This window comes from Robertmurraya siralis (assembly GCF_005502275.1).
GTDB classification, from domain to species: domain Bacteria; phylum Bacillota; class Bacilli; order Bacillales; family Cytobacillaceae; genus Robertmurraya; species Robertmurraya siralis.
This window is the reverse complement of the sequence record NZ_SWLZ01000032.1, coordinates 19,678-44,425: the sequence shown is the minus strand read 5'-3', so window position 1 is coordinate 44,425 and position 24,748 is coordinate 19,678. Positions and strand designations below refer to the sequence as shown.

At 38.1% G+C, this 24,748-nt stretch carries 21 protein-coding genes and 3 pseudogenes; 10 read left to right on the top strand and 14 right to left on the bottom strand.

The genetic code is table 11. The features are described from left to right. Window positions 1-575 precede the first annotated feature (575 nt). Window positions 576-749 carry a hypothetical protein gene (locus FCJ93_RS25155; protein WP_170211390.1) on the bottom strand — a complete coding sequence of 58 codons (174 nt, stop codon included), beginning with the start codon at window positions 747-749 and terminating at the stop codon, window positions 576-578. Between the two features lie 498 nt (window positions 750-1,247). On the opposite strand from FCJ93_RS25155, the gene FCJ93_RS22850 reads away from it, so the two are divergent. Both FCJ93_RS22850 and FCJ93_RS22845 read left to right on the top strand, forming a co-directional pair. Continuing rightward, window positions 1,248-1,526, top strand: coding sequence for a hypothetical protein (locus tag FCJ93_RS22850; RefSeq protein ID WP_095311490.1), 279 nt, complete (start codon window positions 1,248-1,250; stop codon window positions 1,524-1,526). Window positions 1,527-1,546: 20 nt separating this feature from the next. Continuing rightward, a complete protein-coding gene (locus FCJ93_RS22845; RefSeq protein WP_095311488.1) occupies window positions 1,547-2,101 on the top strand; it encodes a spore coat protein in 555 nt (184 codons plus the stop codon). Window positions 2,102-2,409: 308 nt separating this feature from the next. Here FCJ93_RS22845 and FCJ93_RS22840 read toward each other — a convergent pair whose 3' ends face one another. The 4 genes from FCJ93_RS22840 to FCJ93_RS22825 form a co-directional block, all read right to left on the bottom strand. After that, window positions 2,410-3,144: an ATP-binding cassette domain-containing protein gene (locus tag FCJ93_RS22840; protein WP_137744770.1), complete on the bottom strand. Its 735-nt coding sequence runs from the start codon at window positions 3,142-3,144 to the stop codon at window positions 2,410-2,412. After that, entirely contained in the window at window positions 3,141-3,839 is a 699-nt protein-coding gene (locus tag FCJ93_RS22835; RefSeq protein ID WP_095311485.1) for an ABC transporter permease, read from the bottom strand. The genes FCJ93_RS22840 and FCJ93_RS22835 overlap by 4 nt, the downstream gene beginning before the upstream one ends. A gap of 281 nt (window positions 3,840-4,120) precedes the next feature. Then, window positions 4,121-5,011: a substrate-binding domain-containing protein gene (locus FCJ93_RS22830; protein ID WP_095311483.1), complete on the bottom strand. Its 891-nt coding sequence runs from the start codon at window positions 5,009-5,011 to the stop codon at window positions 4,121-4,123. After that, window positions 5,011-5,925: a substrate-binding domain-containing protein gene (locus FCJ93_RS22825; RefSeq protein WP_235879575.1), complete on the bottom strand. Its 915-nt coding sequence runs from the start codon at window positions 5,923-5,925 to the stop codon at window positions 5,011-5,013. The genes FCJ93_RS22830 and FCJ93_RS22825 overlap by 1 nt, the downstream gene beginning before the upstream one ends. A gap of 439 nt (window positions 5,926-6,364) precedes the next feature. Here FCJ93_RS22825 and FCJ93_RS22820 point away from each other — a divergent pair, with 439 nt between their 5' ends. After that, window positions 6,365-7,138 carry a DUF4931 domain-containing protein gene (locus tag FCJ93_RS22820; RefSeq protein WP_137744769.1) on the top strand — a complete coding sequence of 258 codons (774 nt, stop codon included), beginning with the start codon at window positions 6,365-6,367 and terminating at the stop codon, window positions 7,136-7,138. Between the two features lie 507 nt (window positions 7,139-7,645). Next, window positions 7,646-8,812, top strand: a complete 1,167-nt coding sequence (gene rodA / locus FCJ93_RS22815) for a rod shape-determining protein RodA (protein ID WP_095311479.1) — start codon at window positions 7,646-7,648, stop codon at window positions 8,810-8,812. Window positions 8,813-8,875: 63 nt separating this feature from the next. On the opposite strand, the gene FCJ93_RS22810 is transcribed toward rodA, so the two are convergent. The 4 genes from FCJ93_RS22810 to FCJ93_RS22795 form a co-directional block, all read right to left on the bottom strand. After that, window positions 8,876-9,964 carry a Ger(x)C family spore germination protein gene (locus FCJ93_RS22810; protein WP_095311477.1) on the bottom strand — a complete coding sequence of 363 codons (1,089 nt, stop codon included), beginning with the start codon at window positions 9,962-9,964 and terminating at the stop codon, window positions 8,876-8,878. Further along, a complete protein-coding gene (locus FCJ93_RS22805) occupies window positions 9,961-11,049 on the bottom strand; it encodes a GerAB/ArcD/ProY family transporter (RefSeq protein ID WP_095311475.1) in 1,089 nt (362 codons plus the stop codon). Before FCJ93_RS22805 ends, FCJ93_RS22810 begins: the two co-directional genes overlap by 4 nt. An 11-nt stretch (window positions 11,050-11,060) precedes the next feature. Further along, window positions 11,061-12,542: a spore germination protein gene (locus FCJ93_RS22800; RefSeq protein WP_095311473.1), complete on the bottom strand. Its 1,482-nt coding sequence runs from the start codon at window positions 12,540-12,542 to the stop codon at window positions 11,061-11,063. Window positions 12,543-13,286: 744 nt separating this feature from the next. Then, window positions 13,287-13,418, bottom strand: a complete 132-nt coding sequence (locus FCJ93_RS22795; protein WP_095311467.1) for a YuzL family protein — start codon at window positions 13,416-13,418, stop codon at window positions 13,287-13,289. A 331-nt stretch (window positions 13,419-13,749) separates the two neighbouring features. Here FCJ93_RS22795 and FCJ93_RS22790 point away from each other — a divergent pair, with 331 nt between their 5' ends. The 3 genes from FCJ93_RS22790 to FCJ93_RS22780 all read left to right on the top strand — a co-directional run bounded on the left by FCJ93_RS22790 (window position 13,750) and on the right by FCJ93_RS22780 (window position 19,430). Beyond that, a complete protein-coding gene (locus tag FCJ93_RS22790; protein ID WP_095311504.1) occupies window positions 13,750-16,131 on the top strand; it encodes a 3-hydroxyacyl-CoA dehydrogenase/enoyl-CoA hydratase family protein in 2,382 nt (793 codons plus the stop codon). 277 nt (window positions 16,132-16,408) lie between these two features. Continuing rightward, the gene (locus FCJ93_RS22785) at window positions 16,409-17,584 is read left to right on the top strand and encodes an acetyl-CoA C-acetyltransferase (RefSeq protein ID WP_095311465.1); all 1,176 of its coding nucleotides are present in this window, start codon (window positions 16,409-16,411) and stop codon (window positions 17,582-17,584) included. A gap of 61 nt (window positions 17,585-17,645) precedes the next feature. Then, window positions 17,646-19,430 (top strand): acyl-CoA dehydrogenase family protein, encoded by a 1,785-nt coding sequence (locus tag FCJ93_RS22780; protein WP_095311462.1) that lies wholly within the window; start codon window positions 17,646-17,648, stop codon window positions 19,428-19,430. A gap of 565 nt (window positions 19,431-19,995) precedes the next feature. On the opposite strand, the pseudogene FCJ93_RS22775 reads toward FCJ93_RS22780, so the two are convergent. The 3 pseudogenes from FCJ93_RS22775 to FCJ93_RS26005 all read right to left on the bottom strand — a co-directional run. After that, window positions 19,996-20,142 (bottom strand): annotated as a pseudogene (locus tag FCJ93_RS22775) (ATP-binding protein); the annotation flags it as partial. 37 nt (window positions 20,143-20,179) lie between these two features. Beyond that, window positions 20,180-20,593 (bottom strand): annotated as a pseudogene (locus FCJ93_RS22770) (IS21 family transposase); the annotation flags it as partial. A gap of 146 nt (window positions 20,594-20,739) precedes the next feature. Continuing rightward, window positions 20,740-20,901 (bottom strand): annotated as a pseudogene (locus tag FCJ93_RS26005) (transposase); the annotation flags it as partial. 340 nt (window positions 20,902-21,241) lie between these two features. On the opposite strand from FCJ93_RS26005, the gene FCJ93_RS22760 reads away from it, so the two are divergent. The 3 genes from FCJ93_RS22760 to FCJ93_RS22750 all read left to right on the top strand — a co-directional run bounded on the left by FCJ93_RS22760 (window position 21,242) and on the right by FCJ93_RS22750 (window position 23,005). Further along, window positions 21,242-21,595, top strand: coding sequence for an arsenate reductase family protein (locus tag FCJ93_RS22760; protein ID WP_095311459.1), 354 nt, complete (start codon window positions 21,242-21,244; stop codon window positions 21,593-21,595). A gap of 498 nt (window positions 21,596-22,093) precedes the next feature. After that, the gene (gene gcvH / locus FCJ93_RS22755) at window positions 22,094-22,477 is read left to right on the top strand and encodes a glycine cleavage system protein GcvH (protein WP_137744767.1); all 384 of its coding nucleotides are present in this window, start codon (window positions 22,094-22,096) and stop codon (window positions 22,475-22,477) included. Between the two features lie 174 nt (window positions 22,478-22,651). Next, on the top strand, window positions 22,652-23,005 hold the full coding sequence (locus FCJ93_RS22750; RefSeq protein ID WP_095311454.1) for a toprim domain-containing protein: 354 nt from the start codon (window positions 22,652-22,654) through the stop codon (window positions 23,003-23,005). A 275-nt stretch (window positions 23,006-23,280) separates the two neighbouring features. On the opposite strand, the gene phoU is transcribed toward FCJ93_RS22750, so the two are convergent. Together phoU and pstB are read right to left on the bottom strand one after the other, a co-directional pair. Next, window positions 23,281-23,937 carry a phosphate signaling complex protein PhoU gene (gene phoU / locus FCJ93_RS22745; protein WP_095311452.1) on the bottom strand — a complete coding sequence of 219 codons (657 nt, stop codon included), beginning with the start codon at window positions 23,935-23,937 and terminating at the stop codon, window positions 23,281-23,283. Window positions 23,938-23,951: 14 nt separating this feature from the next. Next, window positions 23,952-24,731: a phosphate ABC transporter ATP-binding protein PstB gene (pstB, locus tag FCJ93_RS22740; protein ID WP_095311501.1), complete on the bottom strand. Its 780-nt coding sequence runs from the start codon at window positions 24,729-24,731 to the stop codon at window positions 23,952-23,954. Window positions 24,732-24,748: the final 17 nt, after the last annotated feature.

Here is a 24,748-nt window from a genome sequence, read left to right as displayed (position 1 = left end):
CTTCTCCATCTCAATCATTCCTCTCTCTATAACCCTGTACAACCACTATATCATGAATTCGAGAGTGACTGTTTTTCTAAAACTGTCTACTATATAGGGACAATAACAGTATAAAGACCGATATCGAGAAAAGATCTTCATTTAGTATTCGTCGATCGCAATGGGAATGAATCGAATCGAAGCATATGCTGGTCAAAACGTGACGTTTAACTATAAGGTCAAGACAGATGGGAAAAACTCCATCGAAATGCCTATAAAGCAAACAGAAAGTCGGCTTTGTTTGGTGCATCATGGAAAGGAGGATTTTCCGTTTTAATGTGGTCAGGGACTTTGAGCTACTAGATGATGGAGATCCAACGACCCCTATGTTTTCATGCGAAAAATGTGGTGGACAAATGTATCCTGAATCCGATAAAGGAGTACATGGAATAGAATACAAACTTAACAAAAAAGTCCGGGCGGTTTTGCCTGGTTTTTCTTATGTTTCTGGAATTGTAGGGTGAAATTCCGGAATTCATGCAATTTTTCCGGAAATATATCTGCCTTTTCCGGAATTAAGCAGAAAAATTCTGGAATTAATCACGATTTTTCCGGAATGCATCTTCGTTTAATTTTGTTCTGTCATTTTTTGAATGCTTAGCTTTATTGCGTTTGTTCCCCTTGCTATTATCTCCGCTTGTTATTTCTTTTGCAAACTCTGCATCTGGGGAGTTTTGATTTTTGCTTCCTTTATTCATTTTTTTCGTCATGAAGCTCACCTCTCTTTGGACTAGTCTATCTCATTTAGCATGCATATATACAAAAAAATTGACCTCATAAAGAGGTCAAAAAAAGGGGGAATTACACTTGTATTTTCATTGTTACCAAACGGAGGAATTTTATTCAACTTTAAGAAAAATTTTCACAATTTTGGCCCATTTTATTATAGTTAAGCATTGCTGCCGATATGCATAATAAAATTTTTCGAGATTTATAACCCGGATGTTGATTTTTGGGCTCACTCATGAGACAGATTCAGCATATACAAGCATATAGGTATATATAAAATTTCCTATTCCTTTGCAATAAAGGAAAAGCATTTATGAACAGGCTCTTCTAGTCAAGGCGATGACATGAGAAGAGGGCTTATTTTCAAGGGCGAATCTACTAATGCAAACGCCTTTTCTTATAGGTCTAGTGGAAAAGCCCGCAACGAAGCTAGGGCAACAACATATTAAGTAATATAAGTGCTCAAGGGGGTGAGATGGTTGGGAGATATGAATCAAAATTTGCAAGAACTTTCTAAATCACTTCTTGGATTACACGTTAAAGACGTGTTCAAGAAGAATAAGGAAGACCTTAAGTTAAGGGAGCTTTCGGATGATGAAAAAGAGCATATTAGAAAACTTTATCAGGACCTAGAAAAACAAGTAAATGAATTCGTAAACAAGACGAAAGAAACAAATGAAAATACTGTCCAGGCAAAAGGCGAAAAACCAAAGAAAACCCGAACAACTTTAAGGGACAGATTAAGAAAGAAAAATTAAAAGGTAAAGGAGAGATATAAATGTTAGGTGAAAGAACAGAATATGCACGCGATGTGCGAGATGACAGATACGATCACAGATACCATAAAAAATCATGTAATAAATGCGGCTATGACACTTGCCAATGTGGAGTAGGAGGAGATTTCAAAAAGTGGAACGCACTTGATCCAACTAGCCATTTCCCATCTTCAAATTATGATGATAATCAAGTTCTCCAAAATTTCGACCAGATATCTGATATTGAACAAAGATCTAACGAAAAAATTATTATTAAAGACAGCTGCGATATTAAAGTTACAACAACTGATACTCAAGTAGCAGTTTCTCTACAAGTGGCTATCCAAATTGCGATTGCGATTGTAATTAACATCACGATTGCAGATAGTGAGCAAGCAGAAGCAGTAACACAAGACTTACTCCAGTTCTCTTCAATGCAACAAGTAAACCGTCAAACAATTTGCATCGAAAATTCTCGTGATATTGAAGTAACAACAACTGATACTGATGTAGCAATATCAATTCAACTATTACTGCAATTACTTCTTGCATTACTTGTTCAAATCGATATTTTATAATCTTACTTGGCAGGCATGGCTCACATTTCACTTTCCCACAGTTACAAAACTCAAACAACCCACACCTCCTAAATATAAAAGTAGCATGGACACATGCTACTCTCTTTTTTTATTTGGCTTTGTATATGTCGCTATTAATTTTTGGCTCATTTCGATTGCGGCTCCCTTTTTAATTGGTGTACGTGAGTCTAGCACAAGCAAATATCTAAATGGAATCTTAACTGTAATTTTATAAAGGAATGCACCGATGATAGAAGAAATGTACTACCCATTTAATGACTCCAAATTTGTGCGCTTGTTGCTGTGCTTTAATGAATAAATTCTTTCCATTGATTAATGAAAGATGCAGTAGTTTCATTTGGTTTTTCAATTACTTCGGCAGTTGTCCCCGTTTGTTGAATTTTCCCATTCATAAGAATCGAGAGGCGGTCTGTTAAATATTTCACCTCTAAAAGATCATGGCTCACAAATACGGTTGTCGTCCGGGTAGAATTTAAAATTTCTTTTAATTCCTTTAAAAGCTGTACCTTAGTTGGAAAGTCAAGTGCAGAAAAAGGCTCGTCTAAAAATAGTACTTCTGGTTCTAGAACCATCGCCCGTGCTAAATTTACTCTTTGCGCTTCCCCACCAGACAAATGAAAGGCGTGTTTTTTGGCAAGATGAGAGATGTTAAACTTGTCTAACCAGTATTCAACTTTGTCATTTATAATAGGTTTGGCAAGCTTACGAATTTTCAGGCCAAGTGCAACATTTTGGTAGACAGAGGTATTTAATAGCAAAGATTGTTGAAGAGCGATCGCAAATTTCCTGCGCAGATCGATTGTAATTTTTTGTTCAGAGAGCGGTTTCTCTTTTAAAAAGATTTGTCCTTCGCTAGGAGAATCGAGTAGTGAAAGAAGCTTTAATAGCGTACTTTTTCCAGCTCCGTTTGGTCCCATTATCCCGATGATCTCTCCTTGTTTAATTGAAAAAGAGGGAATCGAGAGAATGGTTTTTTGCTGGGCCATGTAAGTCATATTTTCTAGCCTTAAAAGAGTATTCATGATCTTCGACTCCTTTGCTGTAAAAAGGTTAAAAAGAAGGTAATCATAAATGCTAGTGACATAATAATGAACGATAGGGCAAAAGCAACATCGAAATTCCCCTTTGATACTTCCATGACAATGGAGGTGGTTAAGATTCTAGTATCTCCTTTAATGTTTCCCCCCACCATCATGGCCGCTCCCACTTCTGCAATTACTCTGCCGAATCCGGCGATTATAGCTGCTAGGATCGCAATCCTTGTTTCGTTTAAGAGGATTTTTAGCGATTGTAGTTTTGTTGCCCCAAGGGCTTTGATTTGCAGAAGCATTTTCTCGTCAATTTGTTGGAATGCGCTGCTTGTAAGTCCAATTAAAATAGGTAAAGAGACGAGTATTTGTGCTAAAACAATCGCCGTTGGAGTATAGAGAAGAGAAAGATGTCCGAGTGGACCAGAGCGCCATAGAAATATGGTGATCCAAAGTCCTGCGACAACAGGTGGAAGCCCCATTCCAATATTAATGAAAACCAATAATAGCTTTCTACCGCGAAATTTTGTTAAACCTAATAAAATCCCGAGAGGAATTCCAATTAACGTGCTGATTAAAATGGCCGTTAAGGAAATCCGTAATGTCCGCCAAGTGATTTCATAAACTTCACGATCACCAGTAATGATCATTTCGACCGCCCGTGTTAGTCCATCAATTAATAAGTCCATATTGATTCCATCCGTTCGTTTCTAGATTAAAGAAAATACCTAGTACAGATTACTAGGTATTTCAGGCCGCCCGCAAACGCTCGCTTTCTTCGTTACTCTCCTTGTTTGCTGGCTCATTACCTACTATGGTAACTCCGCTCCTCCCAAGGCTTCGCACTGTGATACGGCAAATGTTTTCAATCAGTCTGATGGTGGCTGATTTTAGATGTTGTCTACACTTAGAAAATGGAACAGCATTAAATGGGTTTTATTTTAACTATATAGAGAGTGGTGTAATAGAGTTATTCAGTATATTTAAAGAATAGAGATTGACCATATTCCTCTTTTCCGAATTCTTCAATCGCATCTTGAACTTCAGGCTTAATTAAAAATTCCACAAATGCGTTCGCGCCATCATTGTTAATTAAGTCGTTCTTTTCCGGGTTTACTTCCATAACGTGATAGATATTCAATAAAGCATCGTCGCCTTCGACAATAATATCCATATCAGAGTAATTGTCCTTTTGAGCTAGGTAAGTCGCTCTATCTGTAAGTACGTAGCCTTCTTTTTCATTGGCAACTTGTAGGGTATTCCCCATCCCTTGTCCAGTTTCCACATATGAAGAATTATCAGTTGGAGTGATATTGATCGCCTCCCATAGTCCTAATTCCATTTTATGCGTACCAGAGTCATCGCCACGAGAAACAAATACGGCGTTTTCGTCATATAATTTTTGGAAAGCCTCTGAAACTTCTAATCCTTTAATTCCTGCCGGATCAGCCGAAGGTCCAACAATAATAAAATCATTATACATGATACGTTTGTAGTTTTGGACATCACCGTTGTCAACGAGTTCTTGCTCTGCATCCGGTGCATGAGTTAATAAAACATCTGCTTCTCCATTTACTCCCATTTCAAGAGCTTGTCCAGTTCCAACAGCAATAGTTTTAACTTTGTATGGGTGTTCCTCTTCAAATAAAGGAATGATCACTTCATCTAATAAGCCGCTATCCTGCGTACTCGTTGTCGTTGCTAAAATCAGCTCTGTTGCATCAACTGCTTCCTCTTTAGTAGGAGTCTCCTGTTCTGGAGTTGCTCCTTCATTCCTGTCGTTTTCTGTATTCCCACATGCCGCAATAAAGACAAGTAGGAATGCAATTAGTGTTGTGGATAAAAAGCGTTTTAAATTCATTACTGTTTCCCCCTATTTTTTTCATGAATGATTTTCCCGAATTCATGGGTGTTATATCCTTTAAGAGAACGAATGCTCTCTTTAAAGCTAGTTAATTGGATAATATCCAGCAGATGCTTAAGGGCATCTTTATTCTTTTTATTCCAGCGCAGTACTAAATCAAATTGTTCATTCGCAACCGGGATAAAATCTAAATTAAGCTGTTCTGCAGCAGAACGAATTCCTAACCCCACATCTGCGATTCCCCGACTAATATATGTGGCGGTTGAAAGATGATTCCATTCCTCATTGCCGTAGCCCTTTATTGCACTTGGCTCAATGTTTGCCTTCGCTAGATGTGAATCTAACAGAAATCTAGTCCCAGAACCCTTTTGCCGATTAACAAAAGTAATTTCTTTTCTCGTTAAATCCGTAAAATCTTGGATTTCTTTTGGATTCCCCTGAGCCACAATAAAGCCTTGCTCACGACTGGCTAAACGAATGACTGTGAGCGGTTCATGGACAAAGAACAACTTTATAAAGGGAAGATTGTATTCCCCGGAAGAAGGATCTAGAAGGTGAATGGCAGCAACATCACAGTTGCCTCGATAAAGCATCATAAGCCCTTCTAGGCTTCCGATATAGGTAGGTTGAATGGATAAGAAATCAGCTTGCTTTGTTACATATTTAATTAAATGTTCGATTAAAAAATCATGACTGCCAGCAAGTAGGAGAGATAGGGCCTGCTCATTCATCCCCGCAGAGGAGTCCGCTTTCTTAAATCTCTCAACTTCGATTTTATCAATGCGCATCTTATTTCCAACCTTAAAAGCATGAAGCTCTCTCCGTTTAATAAGCTCATAAACAGTGTGCTTTGAAATTTTAAAAAGCTTAGCAACCTCTTCGACCGTATAGGTTTCATCATTCATTGCCATCACCTAACCTCATCATTTCTTGTCTTAGCTTACTAAATTGAGTTAAGTTCAAACTGTGATCTTTATTACATTTCATTAAGTATTGTTAAGTATTGTTCGGAACGTTCATATTTTGTTCACAAATTTAGTGGTTGGTCCATGTAATTTGTTGGGAGGTCAGTAAAAATTAATAATAACGGTACTAATAGTTAAAAATGCCGCATTAATCGTCATATATAAACTAAACAGCCTTGTATTAGAATTGATTTCATCTCATATGTCCAATCACTAAATACTAGCAAGTTTCATCATTGTTTATCTCCGCATCTATCATAATGAGAATTTTGCTGAAGCGTGTCATTACATATAAATGTCGTTTTAGTTGAATGTGAAAGGTTCGCTAAATTAGTCATATTCCAATACAATAGAGTTAATGAAAAGGGGAAAAGTAGGTGAACCGATGAGTGATATACATTTGTTTTTTAATACAGAAATAGGGGTTCAAAAACCTGAGAGTATTCGCAATAAAAATACACGCTGCCCATTTTGCGCGAGGGAAGAGCTGACTGATCTCATCGATGTAGATGGTCCTATCATCTTACTAAAAAATAAATATCCGGTGCTCGAAAATGCCTTTCAAACAGTATTAATTGAAACGGACGATTGTTCCGGTGAACTTTCATTGTACACAAAAGAACATTTAGTGAGATTATTTACCTTTGCGCTGAAGCATTGGCAGGCAATGGAGGAAGGTGGAGAATATCAATCTGTTTTATTTTTCAAAAATCATGGTCCCTTATCCGGAGGATCGATTGCCCATCCACACATGCAAATTATCGGATTAAAGACGATTGATTATATGGAAAATGTCTCCTCTTCTATATTTGAAGGACTGAAGATTGCAGAGGAAAGTGATGTCCTTTTTTCGCTTTCAACTAAGCCAAAGGTTGGCTTTTATGAATTTAATGTAAGGATGAGCAATTTGCAGCAATTGCCGTCCTTCGCCTCATATATCCAGATCGCCGTTCATTATATACTTAATGAGTTTCCATTCAGGGCAAGTAGTTATAATCTCTTTTTTTATCGCATGGATGAAGTAATTTATGCAAAAATTGTCCCCCGATTTGTAACGACACCTTTGTATATTGGCTATTCTATTCCACAGGTGCCGGATAATTTAAGAAAGCTTCAAGCAGATATTATCGAAAAATATATTAATAAGCCGAGTTCCTAATGGCACCTTCAAATAAAAATGAACATTTTAACGTTGCAGAATTATGGTTGGTTTCATTGTTTCTGGAATTTAATTCTGTTTGTTTTTTATTTAGGACATTTGCCAATCCATGTGAAAAATGGTTGTTCATCAATCATCTTTGTACAACGTCTCATTAATAATTCAACTTAACTTTAATAGGTAACAGTATCCAGCAGCTTTGAAAAGTTGTGATTTTCCTTTAGGATAAATATAATGAAGAATGGCAGCTTATTTATTAAAAGGCTTTGGGAAACCAAATGATTGATCATACAATTTTTCGTATGAAGCCTTGGTTTCGCGCCCCTTTTAGTTATACTGGAAGGTTAAAGAAAAACTGAGCGAAAGATCAGTACCGACATATAACAAAGCCATTTGAAAAATCAAGTGATAAGCCTTTTGCAAGGAATAAAATATATAAGAAGAGCAGTTTCATTTGTTCTTACTGTATTTCTATTTTGTTTGATGTATATCTAAGGGAGAATAATCATGACGACTGAGAAAAATTCGACATCCAGGTTTGATTTTAATCTTGTTTTTATTTTATTTTTATTATTCATCGCAAGCTGTATTGCGATTTACAGTGCTCAATCGACAGGACAATATGGAGAGAACTTTCTCTTAAAACAAATTGTTTGGTACGGAATTGGGGCGGTTATCATTGCCGTGATGATTGCCTTTGATTCAGACCAGTTAAAAAAGCTTTCCTGGTACTTTTATGGACTGGGGCTCCTTCTTCTTGGATTTCTGCTTGTCGCTCCAAGCAGCATTGCACCCGTGATTAATGGAGCGAAAAGTTGGTTCAGGGCACCGGGGATCGGCTCTTTACAACCATCTGAATTTGTAAAGGTATTTCTGATTTTGGCTTTAGCAAAACTTATCTCAGATCATCATGAGAAAAATCAATTTAAAACAATAAAAAGTGATGGTTGGTTATTGATAAAAATCGGCATTGTGACAGCTGCGCCTTTGCTGCTTGTTATGAAGCAGCCCGACCTTGGAACAGCCCTCGTTTTAATTGCAATTATGCTAGGAATGATTTTTATTTCCGGCATCACTTGGAAAATCCTTATGCCTATTTTTGCTTTCGGTGCTTCACTTGTTTCCATCATTTTTTATTTTGTTCTAGTAAAACCTGAAATTTTGGAGAAATACTTAGGAGTAAAACAATATCAATTTGGCCGTATTTATTCATGGCTTGACCCTTATAATTACTCCAGTACTTCTGGCTATCAATTAACAAGGTCTCTCCTTGCCATTGGGTCTGGACAAACAAGCGGGAAAGGCTTTGGCACAAGGGAAGTATATTTGCCTGAAAGTCATACAGACTTTATCTTTAGTGTAGTGGGAGAGGAATATGGTTTCGTTGGAGCGAGTCTTCTTGTGAGTTTATTTTTCCTCCTTATTTATCATATAACAAGAGTGGGAATGGAAACAAAAAATCCTTTTTATACTTATATTTGTGTTGGTGTAATAAGTATGATTACGTTTCATGTTTTTCAAAATATTGGTATGACGATTGGGATCCTTCCGATTACAGGAATTCCCCTTCCATTTATAAGTTATGGAGGCAGCTCCTTAATGGGGAATATGCTTGCCCTTAGTTTAATTTTCTCCATTCGCTATCACTATAAAAAGTATATGTTTTCCGAATAAAAGGATCGGTTATACAGAAATAGAAAAGTCCAATTCATGATTTGTGAATTGGACTTTTCATTGTTATTCAATGACACCTGCTTCAGCAATAGTGACATCAGGCTCTAACTTAACAATCAAATTCTGAAATTGACTGTCTGTCCAATCAGTTAGGTCAAAGTTTCGTATTTGTGTTTTCATGAAATGTCCAAAACCGATAGGATCAATTTTATTTTCTTTAAAAGATTCTATTAATTTTTTACATTCTTCATCAATTTCTTTTTCGAATTCTTTTTGTAATGAGTCAATTACTTTTGGTGTTACTTTTGTCCCTGTATATTCATTAATGATTCCATGCACCTTTATTTGGACAGTGACTTCCTTTGGAAAACGATTCGTTAATTTGAACCGATGAACTGAACGAATGCTTCGTATGGCTGCTTCGCCTTCATCGATTTTGACTCTGTGTAAACCGTTGCTATATTTGTCAACAAGAAGTCTAAAGAAGAACATTTCCTGCGGTGAGATGGTGTGAACGATTTTTCCGTGTTTAAAAAAACAAATCCCATTTAAGAGAACCTTTTCTTTTGAAATACGCTTAAGTTGTGGCATGAATGGGGTCTGCCCTTTTTGATAGTACGAAAAGAGAAATTTGTGAAGGTTAGTTTTTGGCAGATCTTCATTCTTTATGTTATTTTCAATTAAATTTGAAAAGTAGGTAGCATTCCCTCTGATCCCGTAATTTCCTTCCATTAGTTCTTTTGCTTCACCATCTACTACTGCTAAATAAAGTCCAGATCCAACCGCAGGGTCTCTTTGGAAGGGATCAATTAGTTCAAGTACTCCTTCATTTGTTGCCAATTCTTTCGAAAACAGGACGATCTCCATACTTCCTGTGACAATTGGGTTGGCAGACTGGAGCTGAATTTCTTGCAGTACTGATTTTTTAATATGTGCCTCAGCAGTTAATGTTTTATTTTTAGGTGGTTGATCAGGCTGATAAATAGGATATAAAATCGTTCCAACAATCATTCCTTTATTAGATTTTTCTTTAGAGTGATCAAATCCAATTGATTCTATTAAATAGATTTCATCCAATATTTCTTTTTTAACACAGCCTGTTAGGAGAAGATAAATGCACAAAATGGAAATTGCTGTATAGATTGACTTCATTTCTTTTTCACCTTCTTTGCAATTAAAGTGGAAATAAAAAGCAATGGAATATAACCAAAAGTAAGATAAAAACCGACATTACTAACGAGATCGCTGAGAAAATTGATTTGAGTTCTCGTAAATAAAAGGCTTGTGCCTATTAGACAAAGAAGCGCTAAAATTGGTACAGTTTTCCTTACAGTAAATGAAAACAATCTTTTGGCTATATGGCTAGCACACCATAAAGATATACAAGCATTTGGAAGAATAACTAAGCACCAGTTTGCAATACCGATATATTCAAAACGTTCTACAAAGGGCATTGCAATGATTTTCCACATTGTCAAAGTTGGCCATATATTGAGTTGCAGCTGCTTCTCCGGAAAGTATGCAAAGGTTAAAACCGTTAAATAAAGACAAAGAAAAGTAGTGTATAAAATGGCTAAATGACCCCATTTTTTTGATTTTTCAGGCTCTTTTATGAAAGGGTAAAAAACAAGTAGTGTTTCAAAACCAATAACAGTTAAAGACATATTTTTGCTAGCAGTAAGAATATCTTTAATCGAATGCTCAAAAATAGGGAGCATATTATCGAATTCTGAATAGGGAATTGTAAACAGAAATATTGCCAGAATGTAAGAAGGGAGAACAATGCTAAAAAAGGCAATTCCTGTTATCGTTCTGAATCCTCCGAAATTGGCATAGACTACTACTGCTAAAAATACTAGTGCAAACCAAAAGGTTTCTAATGTCGGAAACATCCATACTTGTACAATCTCAATATATGTTCTCAAAACCATGACAGTTAGCAGACAAAAATAAATGATAAAAAAAGCACTCAGTATTTTACCTATTGTCTTCCCAAACACAAAGCTGTGAATAGAAACAATATCTCCGTCAACGATTTTGAGCATTTTATACATCATCCAAAGTAAAATATGGATTCCTATGCCAGTTATAATGACGGAAATCCATCCATCGTAACCGGCATATTTGGCGATAATTCGTTGAAAGCCGAGAACCCCGATACCGAACTGCATAGTATTAATGATAAAAAATACGAGAAAGGGCGACACTTTTTTGTTTTCAGGAATGCTCATGCTCATAAGGAAGCCCCCTATTCATCAATATCTTTTTTTTCTTTTGCTTTTTTCGCACTTATGCGTTCAGGTTTTTTAGAATTTAAAAACAATGGCCTTTTCGTTTGGTGTTTAAAAGATAATCGAATTAAGGCATCTTTAAAATCAACTCTTCTTGGTGGATATAACGGTTCAAGGTATGGTCTGCCTAAAGAGGTTAGTCGGCTTAAATGAATCAATAAAATACAAAAACTCAGGACGATGCCTAGAAAGCCCCATAGTTCAGCAAAAAATAAAAATGGGAAGCGCAGTAAACGAATGGTGTTACCAATACGATAAACGGGAGTTGTAAAGGAAGCCAAAGCAGCTAGTGCAATAATGATGAGCAACACATTACTTGTAAGCCCCGCTTCAACACTTGCAGTTCCAATGACAATTCCTCCAACAATACCGATTGTTTGGCCAACTTTTGTTGGAAGCCTGGCTCCAGCCTCTCTAAGCAATTCGATTGTAAGTTCAAGAAAGAGCGCTTCCAGAATGGGGGGAAAGGGAATCGCCATTCGTGAAGCTACAAGGGCATTTAAAAGATCTCTAGGAATTAATTCGTAATGATAGCTTAAAGTAGCAACATAAACCGGTGTTACTAGTATGGAGAACATTACCGCAAAAAAACGAATCAATCGAAAGAATGAAGAAATGAGCCAGTTTAGGAAATAGTCTTCGAAAGAACTGAAAAACTCGACTAATGTAGTTGGGCCAATAAGTACATGTGGTGATCCATCGACGATGATGGCAACCTTCCCTTCAATAATGCTGGATGAGACCCGATCGGGCCTTTCCGTATCTAGAAGTTGCGGAAAAGGTGAATTTTGATTATCCGATATTATTTGAATGATATAGGAGCTATCGGTGATCTGATCAAACTCAATTTCCTGAAGGCGCTGCCGTACGGTGTTAACATTCTCCGTATTCGCCATATTTTCTAAATAGAGTATGGCGACTTTTGTTTTAGAGTATTTGCCGATCGTTTGTTCCTCGATGATGAGATCCTTTACCGGAATTCTTTTTCTTACTAAATTCAAATTTTGTTCGATCGATTCAACAAAGGATTCTTTTGGCCCAATAACACTGAATTCAACTTCCGGTACACCAATGGTTCTGCCGACTTCTTTGTGAGCTCCTAAAAAACAGTAGTTATTCTTTTCTTTTTCAAGTAACAGAACGACAAAACCATTAAAGAGCTTTTTTTCTATTTCTAATGGATCTTCAGAAAACTCAATCTCTTCAAGCGGAACTATTTTTTTAACATCCTCTAAACGGTGAAAATTTCCTTCTAATAGAAATGGAAGAATACTTTCATGAATGATTTTTTCCTCCACCATTGTAGACATAAACATTAATGAAAAATGTTCTTCTGTTTGCTCATTCATGTACTGTACATGTTTAAAGTCATTTGATTTTTTTAGAATCTTTACAAGCTCTTGCATTTTTTGATTTTTTTTCAAAAGTGGACTTTTCATAGAATGCATTCTCCTAAGAATAAGGATATGAAGTTATTGTTTCCTGATTTGGTAGCATTATCCGAAGAGAATATGAAAAAAGTCCGTAAAAATACGGACTTCATATTGTCGACAAAAGGTAGTGAGAAGCCTTTCTCGTTACCTTTTGTTATTTTTTCGTTTAGGAATGGTGGGAAAAAGGCTGATTTCCGCTTCGGGCGCTTGCTTTCCGGGGGGCGGGCGGTGAGCCTCCTCGTCGCTGATGCTCCTGTGGGGTCTCACCTGTCCCGCTAATCCCCCAGGAGTCAAGCGCCTTTCGCTCCAATCCGCAGTTATATTCTTAAAACTTTGACTCAAAATTTATTTAGAGTCAAAGTTAAGCAACGAATCCTAAAAATGTATTATTATAAAAACACCATTTTAAATAAAACGACTCGACCCCGCCCGCGAAAAAGCGTCCACCCGGAGTGGAAATCTAACCACATTGGTGTTTCATCTATATTTTAAAATAAAAAAGTCCGTAAAAATACGGACTTTTTAAACGAAGGGGGGCCCAATTTAAGTTGAGGGGGTAAATTGAGCCTAACATCTATGATTAGGAAAGGTACTCGCTATGAAAAGGCACAGTCAATGCCGTTCCTACAGTTGGTAATGATAATCATTATCAACTATATCTTTATAATAATGCCATTTAAAGAGAATGTCAACAAAATCAGTAAAATTTTTTTCATGTGCTTGGTTAAACAGAATTGTTGAGCAAACGATTTATCTTTTAAATTGATTATTTTGACTGTTCTTCTTATCCTTGTCGCCCATCTCAGAGCCTGGTCCTGCATTTCCTTGAACGCTGGCTGCACTGACTCCGGCCTTTGATGGATTATTTTTCCGTTTTGCCATATAAACACCTCCACAAATAGAATTCAATGTTAACATGCCCGTTAATCATAAAATTATAAAAAGCAAACTTTCGAAAAAATTTAAAAATTACGCATCTAATTATTGCGGAAAGAGTACAAATATTTTATGATGATAGTAACAGATACCACTTTATGCTGGCTATTTCTATGTAAAAGCAGAAGGGATACCTCTTAGTATCAACATCGTTTAAAAAAGTAAATTCATAGTTGCTTTTGCATACGAGTTTCACTTTCCTTAATTCAGCAATATTTTTTTTAGTTAAAAAATGAATGAGTATTCATTCAAGGACTTGAAGGAGGAGATGGAATTGATTCAACAAATTAAAAAAGCTGCTGTTCTTGGATCTGGTGTGATGGGTTCTGGGATTGCCGCTCACCTAGCGAATATTGGAATCCCCACATTATTGCTTGATATTGTGCCTCGAGAACTAACGGACGCAGAAAAAGCGCAAGGCTTTACGCTAGATGATAAAAGGGTGCGCAATCGCATCAGCGAAACGGCACTCCAAAAGCTTTTAAAGCAAAAACCAGCACCTCTAACTTCCAAGAAGAATCTTGCCTTAATTGAAGCGGGGAATTTTGAGGACGATCTACAACGATTGAGTGACGTCGATTGGATCATTGAAGTCGTTGTAGAGAATCTCACCATTAAACAGCAAATCTTTGAAAAGGTTGATAAATACCGCAAGCAGGGAAGCATTGTAAGTTCAAACACTTCGGGAATTTCGGTGGAAGCGATGGCTGAAGGACGTTCGGAGGATTTTCAAAAGCATTTTCTCGGAACCCATTTTTTCAACCCTCCACGTTATTTAAAGCTCTTGGAAGTCATTCCAACGAAGCATACTGAAAAAGAAGTACTTTCATTCATGAAAACGTTTGGTGAGGATGTTCTTGGTAAAGGTGTAGTAGAAGCAAAGGACACCCCAAATTTTATTGCCAATCGAATCGGAACATATGGTTTGCTTATTACAGTTCGTGAAATGTTAAATCGTGGCTATAGTGTCGGTGAAGTGGACTCTGTTACTGGGCCGCTTATTGGCAGAGCGAAGAGCGCCACGTTTAGAACTCTTGATGTAGTTGGACTTGATACATTTGCTCATGTGGCACGAAATGTATATGACCAAGTTGAGGACGCGGAAAAAGAAGTGTTCGAGGTGCCGCCATTTCTACAGAAAATGATTGAAAAAGGCTGGCTTGGAAGTAAGTCAGGCCAAGGCTTTTTCTTGAAAAAAGGGAAAGAAATTCTTGAAATCGATCCTACTTCCCTTGAGTATGGACCTCGTAAAAAACTAGAGGCACCTTCGATTGAGATGGCGAAGCAGGCAAAAGGTTTAAACAATAAAATGAAAACGCTTGTATTTGCGGATGATCGAGCTGGAGAATTATTATGGAATATTTTTAGTCCTGTGTTTGTTTATTCCGCAGACTTACTGGGACATATAGCAGACGACATTGTGGCGATCGATCGAGCCATGAAATGGGGCTTTGGCTGGCAGCAAGGACCATTTGAAGCATGGGATGCAATTGGTGTTGAAAAATCCGTGCAAAAAATGGAAGAGCAGGGTATAGCAGTTCCAGCTTGGGTAAAAGACATGCTTGCTCAAGGGTTTACCTCATTCTACAAAGAGGATGAACAAGGCCATTTGTATGTTTACGAAAATGGTGAGTATAAATTAGTAGAAGAAAATCCAAAAGTTATCAATCTAGCAAAAATGAAGAAACAAAAAGGGGTTATCAAAAAGAATAGCGGTGCAAGCTTAATTGATATCGGTGATGGGGTAGCATTGCTAGAATTCCACTCCAAAAGCAATGCAATTGGTTTAGATATTTTACAGATGATTAATTTTGCGATTGACGAAGTAGAAAAAAATTATAAAGGTCTTGTTATTGGTAATCAAGGGAAAAATTTCTGCGTCGGTGCCAATCTGGCGATGATTTTGATGGAAGCACAAGACGACGTATTCGAATTAGATATGGTCGTAAGACATTTTCAACAGGCAAGCTTAAAAATTAAGTATAGCCGCAAACCGGTTGTAGCTGCTCCATTTGGAATGACACTCGGTGGAGGTGCGGAGGTTTGCTTGCCTACGGCTCATATTCAAGCTTCCTCCGAAACCTATATGGGTCTTGTTGAAGCCGGAGTGGGTCTTATTCCGGGAGGCGGCGGAAATAAAGAGCTTTACTTGAAGCATTTGAACAGCTTGCCAAATGGTGTCGACTTTGATTTGCAAAAAGTGGCGAACGCTGTTTTTGAGACAATTGCAATGGCAAAGGTTTCAACTTCTGGAGAAGAGGCTCGTGAACTTAATTTCTTAAACAAAGCTGATGGCATCAGTGTTAATGGCGATCACTTAATTTATGACGCCAAGCAAGTTGTTCTTGCCCTTCATGAGCAAGGCTACACACCTCCAATTCGTAAAAAAGTCCCTGTTGTAGGGGAGCCTGGTTATGCAACACTGCTGCTGGGTGCGCAAAATATGTTCTATTCTGGTTATATTTCTGAACATGATATGAAGATTGCCAAGAAACTTGCCTATGTTATCGCAGGTGGAAAGGTTCCATATGGTACAGAAGTTGATGAACAGTACTTGCTGGATCTAGAAAGGGAGGCTTTCTTAAGTCTTGTTACAGAACCAAAATCCCAGCAGCGCATGCAGCATATGCTTCTTAAAGGAAAGCCGTTACGCAACTAGAGTATAGAAGGCAATGAGGTAAAAGAGCGATTTATACAATGCGATTAGTGAAATTAGAGTGAACATTGTTTTCATTCGCTCCTAATCTTGTGAGATTTTGTTTTAAGTCGTTATATGCTGCTGTTGATTCTGCCTTAGGCATTGCTCTTATTCCATTAAACGTTTGGAGTGAGTAAATGCAAAAAGCGGCTCAAAATAAAATCGGCTATAAGATTTTGAAACTGGTTAGTAGATAACGAGATTTTACCTAAAAATGAGCAGAAAGAGAGGGAATAAGATGAGAGAAGCGGTAATTGTTGCAGGAGCGCGTACTCCGGTCGGAAAAGCAAAGAAGGGTTCGCTTGCAAATATGAGGCCCGATGATTTAGGTGCTCTTGTTGTCAAGGAAACGTTAAGAAGAGCGGGCGGGTACGAAGGAAATATCGATGACTTAATTATTGGTTGTGCCATGCCTGAAGCTGAACAAGGTTTGAATATGGCGCGAAATATTGGCGCTTTGGCTGGCCTACCTGACACTGTTCCGGCTGTAACAGTCAATCGTTATTGTTCCTCAGGTCTGCAAACGATTGCTTATGGAGCTGAAAAAATTATGATCGGTCATGCTGATACGGTTCTAGCAGGCGGAGCAGAGTCAATGAGCATGGTGCCGATGATGGGGCATGTCGTCCGTCCAAATGCCAAACTTGCTGAAACAGCTCCTGAATATTATATGGGCATGGGCCATACAGCTGAGGAAGTAGCAAAAAAATACGGAATCACACGAGAGGATCAGGATGCTTTTGCTGTACGCAGTCATCAAAGAGCTGCCAAGGCAATTCAAGAAGGGAAATTTGTTGACGAAATTGTCCCGGTCGAAGTCATAAATCGTTATGTGGACAGCAAGAACAAACTTGTCGAAAAAACATTTACTTTTAGCGAAGATGAAGGGGTTCGTCCTGAATCGACGGTGGCAACATTGGCTAAATTACGACCGGCTTTTTCAGTTACAGGTTCTGTTACCGCAGGGAACTCCTCGCAAACGAGTGATGGTGCTGCTGCTGTGCTGATAATGGATCGAGAAAAAGCGGAAGCACAAGGGCTAAGGCCGCTTGTCAAGTTCAGATCCTTCGCCGTTGGTGGCGTACCGCCTGAAATTATGGGTGTTGGCCCGGTTGTGGCTATCCCGAAAGCTTTGAAACTAGCTGGACTAGAACTGTCTGATATTGGTCTATTTGAATTGAATGAAGCATTTGCTTCACAATCCCTTCAAGTCATTCGCGAGCTTGGATTGGATGAAGAAAAGGTGAATGTTAACGGAGGGGCCATTGCCCTGGGACATCCGCTTGGCTGTACAGGTGCGAAATTAACATTGTCCTTAATACATGAAATGAAGCGTCGCAATGAACAATTTGGCGTCGTCACGATGTGTATCGGCGGCGGAATGGGTGCGGCTGGAGTATTTGAGCTGCTGTAAGCAACGTTAAATCTGGGGTGTAAATAATACATCTCTTTAAAATGAATGGAGGAATTTTCGCATGTCAAATCAAACTGAAAACCTAATTAAAGGTGGAAGCTTTCTTATTGAAGATGTGAGCTATGAACAAGTCTTTACTCCAGAGGATTTTTCCGATGAGCAAGTAATGATTGCCAAAACAACAGAGGATTTCGTTGTTAATGAGGTTTTACCTGAAGTGCCGTATCTTGAAAAGCATGAGTTTGATCGTTCTGTGAAACTGTTAAAATCAGCGGGGGAGCTGGGTCTCCTCGGAGCAGACGTTCCTGAAGAATACGGAGGTCTTGCGCTTGATAAGGTGAGCTCTGCGTTGATTGCTGAAAAAATGGCGATTGCCGGTGGATTTGGAATTACCCATGGGGCCCACGTCGGTATTGGTTCTCTTCCAATTGTCCTTTTTGGGAACGAAGAACAAAAGAAAAAGTATCTTCCTGAGCTGGCAACTGGAGAAAAAATTGCCGCTTATGCTTTAACAGAACCTAGCTCTGGTTCTGATGCACTTGGAGCAAAAACGGTAGCAAAGCTTAACGATGCCGGCACACATTATCTATTAAATGGAGAAAAACAATGGATTACCAACGCTGGATTTGCGGATGTATTTGTCGTTTATGCAAAAATAGACGGCGATAAATTCTCAGCTTTTATTGTTGAAAGAGAATTTCCTGGGGTATCCACCGGTGCTGAAGAGGATAAAATGGGAATTAAAAGCTCATCAACTCGTACGCTTATTCTTGAAGATGCGGAAGTGCCAGTAGAGAATTTATTAGGTGAAATCGGCAGAGGCCATATTATTGCCTTTAATATTTTGAACATTGGCCGCTATAAATTAGGCGTTGGTGCATTAGGGGGAGCGAAACGGGCATTAGAGATTACCATTCCATATACGAATCAACGTCAGCAATTTAAAACACCGATATCTGCTTTCAATTTAACAAAAGAAAAAATTGCGACGATGGCATCGAAATTATATGCTGCAGAAAGCTCCATATACCGCACCGTAGGATTATTCGAAGAGCGGATGAGCAAGCTTACTGATGAAGAAGTCAATGGAGGGAAGGCAGTAGCTGCCTCAATTGCCGAGTACGCAATTGAATGCTCTTTAGGAAAGTTTTTCAATACAGAAGTGCTTGACTATGTTGTAGATGAAGGAGTTCAGCTTCATGGTGGTTACGGATTCATGGAAGAATACGAAATTGCTCGTGCTTACCGGGACTCACGTATTAACCGAATATTTGAAGGTACAAATGAAATCAATCGTCTCCTCGTCTTAGGCACTTATTTGAAGAAGGCCCTAAAGGGCGAGCTGCCGCTCTTCCAAAAAGCGATGGCCTTACAAGAAGAGTTAATGATGCTGATGCCAGAAGAACCAGGTGATGAACCATTAGCACAAGAGAAGCTTCTTGTTGGCAATGGAAAGAAAATCTCGTTGCTTGCTGCTGGTCTTGCTGCTCAAAAATACGGAAAAGATGTCGATAAAGAGCAGGAAATCTTCGTAAATGTAGCTGACATTATTGCGAATGTTTATGCAATGGAATCTGTTATTTTGCGCACAGAAAAAGCAATTGCTAAAACAGGTCTTGAGAAGAATCAGCAAAAGCTTCTTTATACACAAATTTTCTGTCAAGAAGCCTTTAATAAAATCGAAGCAGATGCAAAAGAAACATTGGTGGCGGTTGAGAGTGGTGACACATTGCGGATGATGATTTCGACACTTCGTAAGCTTACTCGCCACACACCGATTAATGTCATTGCTAAAAAGCGCGAAGCGTCCCTTAAGTTAATTGATGCAGAGAGATACGTATTATAAGAGTTCAGACAAAGTTTTCTTAAAGTAAAGCTCCCTTCATATTGAGGGGAGCTTCAGACTGTCGACAAAATCCATCGAAAGGGCTCCCTATCGATGGATTTTGTCATTTTTGGATTGGAATTGCGCTAAAAACGTTGATTTCCTCTCCAGACGCTTGCTTTCCGGGGGGCGGTGAGCCTCCGGAGCAGTCGCTTGAGCCACTTGAAAAGTTTTCAGCCGTCTATTTTTGCAGTATTTCTAGAACTGCTTTCCTCTGTTCTGTCGAGGGAGAACGCAAATAACGTTGGTTCCGCAGATTGTTTTAAATATTGGACTCTTGCAGACTACATTTATTCTGGTTAGTCGAATTGGGAGCTTATTCGGACTTGACCTTAAAAGTTTCACTCGTTGTTCTGTCCGAATACACCTCTCATTCGGACAAATGTCTTTCTCGCTTTTCCCGTTTGGTCCAAATACACCTCTCATTCGGACAAATATCTTTCTTGTTTTCCTTGTTCTGTCCGAATACACCTTATAAATGTCAACACAAATATGTACAATTTCACTTGCGTAAGGATGTACAAAATCACTCGTTTTCCTTTGTTAAATGATCCTTTAACCGATAGGAATCACCCACAATTGAAACGACTGTTGCGTGATGTAAAATGCGATCTAAAATCGCATTTGCTATCTTCGTCTCTTGAAAGATTTTATCCCACTCTTTGGAATTTATGACCATCTTTTGTTTCAAAGGGAATGCTTTCTTTTCAATCTAATTGTGCTAGTTTACCAGCTGGAGTTTCAAAACGAGCTGCTCCTTTAGGAGAGGTAATTATTTTGTCCTCATCAAAATATGCTTTAAGTTCTGGTGTTCTCGCAATATAAGCTTTGAATGTAGAAGCTGAACCATCAAGACCATGATTATCCTTTAAATATTGCCAAAGCACTCTACGATAATAAAACTGCTGCTTTGAATCCTCTGATAGAAGTGCTGATATTATTTGATAATAAGCATCGATTTTTGAAGGCTTATCACGCTTACGTTTTGGAATAAAACCATTTAGATATTTATCAATTGTTCTACGATCCACACCCAAATCCCTAGCTAACTGACTTTTATTTATTTTCATTTTTAAATGCTCCATTACTTGTTTGAATTTTGGTAACTCCGAAGGACTGTTAATCTCAAAGTCTGTTTCTACATTTCATTTTATGTACATACTAATTACCCAAGATTAGTATGAATTCTGTTGTCAATTTTGTACATATTTATTCAAGCAATCCTGTACATATTTAAATTATCATTTGTACATTGCCTGCATAACTTGTTTTTAAGACCTCGTAAGGTTGTCCATCGCATCCCCTGCTTGTCCTTCGCATCCGCAAGGACACGTTCAATTGTCTCCTTGCGTTTCGCGTAGATCTGTTTGATTTCATTCATCGTTGTGACATAGATGTTCTGCCTCTTCTCTGTAAGATTAGGACGTTGTATAAGTTTTGGAGGGTGTTACCTTTCCGTACACGGGGATAGGAACGGACCTTCTGCACAAATCGCTGAATTTGATTGCTATTGCCGCTCTCCTTCCTTTGTTGTCGTTGTGTACTTGAAGACCTGCACTTGCAGGCAGCGATCACCATCCTAATACTGATCCTACACATAATCATGCTTTCGGAAGAGACCATCTTTTGTTTTGTTTGGACGGGGAATTCGTTAAAGTTGAAAGAAAGAGTCTATCTCGATCGTTGTGATGACCAGGCTCATATGGTACTATTCAAATATAGATGGCAAACTTTATCTAAATATGGATAACATAACATAGGTAGGTGAAAACATGGCATTAACCTTTTATTGGTATCCGAAATGTGGGACTTGCCGAAATGCTAAGAAGTGGCTCGATAACCATGAAATTTCGTATAAGGAAGTACATATTGTTGAAGATCCGCCTTCTCGTTCAGAGCTTGAGCACCTATATAAAAGCAGCGGATTGGAACTGAAAAAGTTTTTTAATACAAGTGGGATGAAATACAGAGAGCTTGGTTTAAAAGACAAGATGAAGACCGCTTCCGAGGACGAACTGCTTGATATTCTTGCTTCTGATGGTATGCTCATTAAGCGTCCGTTATTGACAGACGGCAATAACGTCATTTTGGGATTTAAAGAAAATGAATATGAAACAGGCTGTTGACAAACGCTCGCTTTCTTTGTTGCTCGTCTTGTCCGGTGCTCATTACCTATTATGGTAACTCCGCTCCTCCCAAGGCTTCGCGCCTCGAAAACAAACGTTTTCACTCAGCCTGAAGAGAACTGATTTTATTTTTGACTTTGTCTACACTCTGTATGAAAGTCTTTTTTCAGGACAATAAATATTTGTTGCAAAAATTTAATTCTGGTTACAATAACCTTTGCTCGTAAAAAACAAGGGGATTGATGGATAAAAAACGGTCATGATGATGCGGGTTCTTTGCGAAAAACATCGGAGAGATGGGAAAAACTCTTTAAAGACTATATTTTTCCCCTCGTAAAATCACGATGATGTTGTAGCGAAAAGTGCCGTGCAAAAATCAAATCTGCCTCGTAGTGAAGTATGGGGTTGAAATGTCTGTTTTAAGATGTTTACAAAAAATCTTCAATCAAAACGAAAACAGCGTTAATGTAACAGTACAATTATTTTGGAGGGATTTGCATGAACACACCAAAAGAACTGCGTTATTCAAAAGAACATGAATGGGTCAAGCTTGAAGGGGAAACAGCACGGATTGGAATTACGGATTTTGCGCAATCAGAATTAGGGGACATCGTCTTTGTTGAGCTTCCTGAGATCGGGGATGAGGTGGTTGCCAATGAACCATTTGGGAGTGTAGAATCGGTGAAAACTGTTTCTGAATTATACGCACCTATTAGTGGAAAAGTGGTCGCAATCAACGAAGATTTAAATGACAGTCCGGAATTTGTCAATGAATCTCCCTATGAAAAAGCATGGATGATTGTCATTGAGCCAGCCAATGCTAGCGATATGGATGCTCTAATGTCTGCTGATGAATATGCAAGCTTAATTAAAGAAGACTAAACAAAAAAATAGTAGGCGCTCCTAATTAGGGGCGTTTTTTACTAGAAAATGATAAATCGAGCATAGGACATCCAGTTCGTTACAGTTTATGGTTCATGACAAGCAGGAGAAGAACCTTTCCTACTAGAATACATATAGTGTGGCAAATACAATTTTCGTTGATGGGTGATAAAGATGCTTGATTCGAACACAGAAAAGATTATCATCGTTGAAGGAACCTCTGACAAACGAAAGGTGAAAAGTATTATAAAGGAGCCAATTGAAATTATTTGTACGAATGGTACGATTAGTATTTCTCGCCTTGATGAGTTAGTGGATTATATAAGCGGCAAAGAAGTATATATTTTAGTGGATGCGGATGATGCCGGAGAAAAGTTAAGAAGACAATTTATTCGCGAATTGCCGGAGGTTGAGCATCTTTATATAGATAAGATGTATCGGGAGGTTGCAAGCGCGCCAGAGCACCATTTAGCTACCGTTCTTTTAGCAGCGAATATAGATGTGCATACAGAGTATTTGGAACGTTGACTCTTGAAATAGCTGCGATGCTAAAAGTACGAGTGAATATTTTTAATCACCGATTTTCATCAAGTATATCCTGCAACCGCTGATTAAAAAAAATAATATTACGCTTAAGCTCATTTAGGTCTGCATTTACAATTTGAAATCCTTCTAAAGTCAAATGACCGTTCCTTTTTTAGCTGAAGTGTGTACATTAAAATAACTAAACCAGTTATACGGTTTATAGATATTTAAACTGAAATAAGAGAGGGGCAAAAATATACGTCTCCTCTCTTTATTTATTAATTCAAATCGTATCTCCGGCCTTTTATAAGATATGCCGCACTTTCAGCAATATTGGTGATATGGTCAGCAGTTCTTTCAAGATAACGATTGATAAATAATAATTGTACGAGCTGATTGGTTTCTTCAGGGTGCTCACTTAAGTAAGTGGTTAATTGCTTATACGTTTCATTGCTGTATTCGTCAACGACATCATCCATATCACCAACTTCTTTTGCTAGCACAATATTCTCGTCAATAAATGATTGCAGAGCCTTTTGCAACATATTTATGCATGCATCCTTCATTGATTCAAGTTGTGTCAATGAAATTAAGGAATGTTCACTGCCTATTTTGATGGCAGACTTAGCAATATTTACTCCAAAGTCAGCAATCCTTTCTATCTCGGAGGAAATTTTTATAGCTCCAATAATTTTGCGTAAATCTCTCGCCACCGGTTGTTCTTTAACGGTAAGCCAAATGGCGAATTGATTAATTTCTTCTTCAAGATCATCAATTTCATTATCCTCTTCAATGACTCTTAAAGCTAATTCGATATCTTGTGTTTTAAAGGCGGTAAAAGCCTTTTCTAATGATGATATTGCCAATTCTCCCATTTCTGTCATCTTTGTTTGCAATTCCTGCAGGCTATTTTCAAAATTTTCACGAACGACCATTAATTTGCCTCCCTTTATCCAAATCGACCGGTAACATAATCCTCGGTTCTTTGGTCATTTGGCATTGAAAAAATCTTACTTGTTTCATCAAACTCAATAATTTCTCCACTTAAGAAAAAAGCAGTCCTATCTGATACACGTGCTGCCTGTTGCATATTGTGTGTAACAATAACAATGGTATAGTCATTTTTCATAGTTGTGATTAATTCTTCAACTTTTAATGTGGAAATAGGATCTAATGCAGATGTTGGTTCATCCATTAAGATGATATCTGGTTTCATGGCGATGGCTCTTGCTATACAAACCCTTTGTTGCTGACCGCCTGAAAGTCCAAGTGCAGAACTTTTCAACCGATCCTTAACTTCATCCCAAATCGCTGCACCGCGCAGGCTTTCCTCAACAATCTTATTTAACTTCGACTTATTTTTGATGCCTTGCATACGTGGACCATACGCAACATTATCATAAATGCTCATTGGAAATAGATTAGGCTTTTGAAAAACCATTCCAACTTTTGTACGGAGTTTAATTACATCATTAGAGCGATAAATGTCATCACCGTCAATGATGATTTCTCCGTTGATCTTTACACTGTCAATAAGGTCATTCATACGATTTAATGTACGCAAAAACGTTGATTTTCCACATCCTGAAGGACCGATTAACGCGGTTACTTCTTTTTCCTTAATATTAATGGATACATCATATAATGCTTGCTTGTCCCCATAAAATAAATTTAAGTCCTTTACACTAATTTTCGTTTGTTTACTAAGTTGAGTGTTATCTGCCGTTATTTCTTCGGTTATTTGTT

Coding starts and splice junctions, on each gene's coding strand:
- FCJ93_RS22835 (WP_095311485.1), bottom strand. CDS start 3,839: ATGGACTTATTAATTGATGGACTAACACGGGCGGTCGAAATGATCATT.
- FCJ93_RS25155 (WP_170211390.1), bottom strand. CDS start 749: ATGACGAAAAAAATGAATAAAGGAAGCAAAAATCAAAACTCCCCAGAT.
- FCJ93_RS22825 (WP_235879575.1), bottom strand. CDS start 5,925: ATGGCAATGAATGATGAAACCTATACGGTCGAAGAGGTTGCTAAGCTT.
- FCJ93_RS22800 (WP_095311473.1), bottom strand. CDS start 12,542: ATGAAAAGTCCACTTTTGAAAAAAAATCAAAAAATGCAAGAGCTTGTA.
- FCJ93_RS22760 (WP_095311459.1), top strand. CDS start 21,242: ATGGCATTAACCTTTTATTGGTATCCGAAATGTGGGACTTGCCGAAAT.
- gcvH (WP_137744767.1), top strand. CDS start 22,094: ATGAACACACCAAAAGAACTGCGTTATTCAAAAGAACATGAATGGGTC.
- FCJ93_RS22795 (WP_095311467.1), bottom strand. CDS start 13,418: ATGGCAAAACGGAAAAATAATCCATCAAAGGCCGGAGTCAGTGCAGCC.
- FCJ93_RS22830 (WP_095311483.1), bottom strand. CDS start 5,011: ATGAATTTAAAACGCTTTTTATCCACAACACTAATTGCATTCCTACTT.
- FCJ93_RS22785 (WP_095311465.1), top strand. CDS start 16,409: ATGAGAGAAGCGGTAATTGTTGCAGGAGCGCGTACTCCGGTCGGAAAA.
- FCJ93_RS22805 (WP_095311475.1), bottom strand. CDS start 11,049: ATGAGCATGAGCATTCCTGAAAACAAAAAAGTGTCGCCCTTTCTCGTA.
- rodA (WP_095311479.1), top strand. CDS start 7,646: ATGACGACTGAGAAAAATTCGACATCCAGGTTTGATTTTAATCTTGTT.
- FCJ93_RS22820 (WP_137744769.1), top strand. CDS start 6,365: ATGAGTGATATACATTTGTTTTTTAATACAGAAATAGGGGTTCAAAAA.
- FCJ93_RS22780 (WP_095311462.1), top strand. CDS start 17,646: ATGTCAAATCAAACTGAAAACCTAATTAAAGGTGGAAGCTTTCTTATT.
- FCJ93_RS22810 (WP_095311477.1), bottom strand. CDS start 9,964: ATGAAGTCAATCTATACAGCAATTTCCATTTTGTGCATTTATCTTCTC.
- FCJ93_RS22840 (WP_137744770.1), bottom strand. CDS start 3,144: ATGAATACTCTTTTAAGGCTAGAAAATATGACTTACATGGCCCAGCAA.
- FCJ93_RS22845 (WP_095311488.1), top strand. CDS start 1,547: ATGTTAGGTGAAAGAACAGAATATGCACGCGATGTGCGAGATGACAGA.
- FCJ93_RS22750 (WP_095311454.1), top strand. CDS start 22,652: ATGCTTGATTCGAACACAGAAAAGATTATCATCGTTGAAGGAACCTCT.
- phoU (WP_095311452.1), bottom strand. CDS start 23,937: ATGGTCGTTCGTGAAAATTTTGAAAATAGCCTGCAGGAATTGCAAACA.